Raw genomic sequence first — 2,013 nt, forward strand, 5'->3', positions numbered from 1 at the left:
CCGCCGTCAGGCCCGCCGGGCCTCCCCCGATGATCACCAGGTCGTATGGGTTCATGCTGCTATCTCCTGAGGCTTACGCCCATGGCTCCCAGCCTACCCCCAACCAGACGCGGAGGGGCGTAATCAAGATAACCCTGCCAGGATTAAGAACACCCGGCTTGCGCCGGGCGTCTTCTGGTGACCCCAAGGGGATTCGAACCCCTGCCGCCGCCTTGAAAGGGCGGTGACCTAACCGCTAGTCGATGGGGCCAGGTTGTGTTTTATCTTGACTTGCTGCGTCGCGCTTAGGTCAGGGCGCATAGGGCGGCCATGTTTCAAGATAAATCTGGCTGGGGCACGTGGATTCGAACCACGATTGACGGAGCCAGAATCCGTAGTCCTGCCGTTAGACGATGCCCCAAAGGACGCTACCTGTCTAAGCAGGCAACGGGTATGGTACAAGATGACCCGGGTTTTGACAAGGGCTTCACTATAATCTCCCACAGGCCCCGCGTGTTTCGACTCGAGCAGCCCAAACACCGCGCACACCCACAGCACTACCCTGGAGGATGTAGTTGAACGAGACTGAGCAGAAAATTATCGAGGTCCTGTCACGGGTTGTCTCTCCCGTAGCCGCCAGCAACCTGCTCAAGCGGGCACTGGGGGGGCAGTCGCCGGGTTTGCTGGGGCCGCGCAGTTGGGCAGAGCTGATCGAGGGGCCTCTGCAACATCAATTGATGGGTGTCCTTCCGGTAAGTGGGCTGATCCCCGATCTACAAAAGCTGGTGCGGCAGCTCATGGCCCAGACCCCCAGCGTTGAAGTGGTGCACGACCCCATCCGGCCCACCCTCGAGGCAGCTGACCTGACCGAGTATGTTGACCTGGAAAGGGAACCCGACCGCCAGGCCCTGGTGCTGGATCTGGCCCGTGGGGAGGGGGTGCTGGCGGTGGTACTGGATTCGGTTCACGGAAGGGAATGTCGGCTGGGAGCGCATAACGACAGCCTGGTGGGCTTCCTCTCTACGGTGCATCGGTTACTTGACCGTAAAGGGAGTTATCGGGTGTTTTACACTGTGTTCAGGGAAGCTCAGCTGGTTCTTCGCCCGTTAGACCTTGGCTACCTGGCTGTGCTCACACGCAACGAGACCAATCTGGGGCAACTGCTGTATCGCATGAGCAAGATCGAAGCCATCCAGATGGGAGCCGAGCGATAGGAGGTTATGACGATGAAGCGTTGGTTTGCAGTAATCGCTCTCTTGAGCGTGGCCTGGGCCGCCCCAGCCATCACCTTATACGACCAGCTCGCACCCACACTGGATCGGGTGCGTTCGCTGCAAAACAGCAACCCTGCACGGGCCTTAGAACTTCTGACCAATGCCGAGGGCGAGTTCCGCAAAGGAGCCGGCGACCTGACCCCGGTACTGCGCGATGGGGTGCTGCAGTCGCTGGCCGATGCCCGGCAGGCCCTGGCCCGCCGCAGCAACACCGACCTCGAGGCCCGCGTCCAGATCATCAAGGCCATCCTGGGCAAGGCTCTCTACGACGACTACTTCACTGCCCTCGCGGCAGGCAACACCACAGAAGCGAATCGCCTGCTGCCCAGGGTGCTCTCGGCCAGTGGGCTGCCCAACAATCTGCAAGCCCAGGCCCAGACCCTGGCGGCGGCCAACAACCTGGATGGGCTGCGCCGCTTTTTCGAGCGCACCTATGCCCAGGGCATCACCAACGCCCTCCAGCGGGCCCAGGCCCAGACCAGTGCGGTGCGGGCCTACCTCGAGGCCACCCGGGCCTATGCGCTGTACCTGATTGTGCAGGACTCGCCCCGGGCCAGGGGCCTCACTGCCAAGGGGTTTGTGGACGCGCTGGGAAAACTGTCCGGGGGCAACCTGAATGGTTTCAGAACCGACGTGCAGGGGCTGATTGCCCAGGCCCAGAACTTCCTCAGAGCGGCCTCGGCCCCACAAAGCCAGCGGCGAAGTACACCCACCGCCACCGCTCAAAACCCCCCCGCCTCTGGGGGGGTTCGCCTACAGG

The 2,013-nt window shown here is 62.2% G+C and carries 1 protein-coding gene, 2 tRNA genes and 1 pseudogene; 2 read left to right on the forward strand and 2 right to left on the reverse strand.

The window, feature by feature from the left end; all coding sequences use genetic code 11:
- Positions 1 to 175: 175 nt before the first annotated feature.
- Positions 176 to 250 (reverse strand) — tRNA-Glu (locus Q0288_RS09190).
- A gap of 76 nt (positions 251 to 326) precedes the next feature.
- Positions 327 to 400 (reverse strand) — tRNA-Gln (locus Q0288_RS09195).
- Between the two features lie 154 nt (positions 401 to 554).
- Here Q0288_RS09195 and Q0288_RS09200 point away from each other — a divergent pair.
- Complete coding sequence (locus Q0288_RS09200) at positions 555 to 1,193, forward strand: hypothetical protein (RefSeq protein ID WP_299429676.1); 639 nt, start codon at positions 555 to 557, stop codon at positions 1,191 to 1,193.
- Between the two features lie 12 nt (positions 1,194 to 1,205).
- Positions 1,206 to 2,013: pseudogene (locus Q0288_RS09205) on the forward strand (hypothetical protein); the annotation flags it as partial.

It is taken from the genome of uncultured Meiothermus sp. (assembly GCF_937863175.1).
Lineage (GTDB): Bacteria > Deinococcota > Deinococci > Deinococcales > Thermaceae > Meiothermus.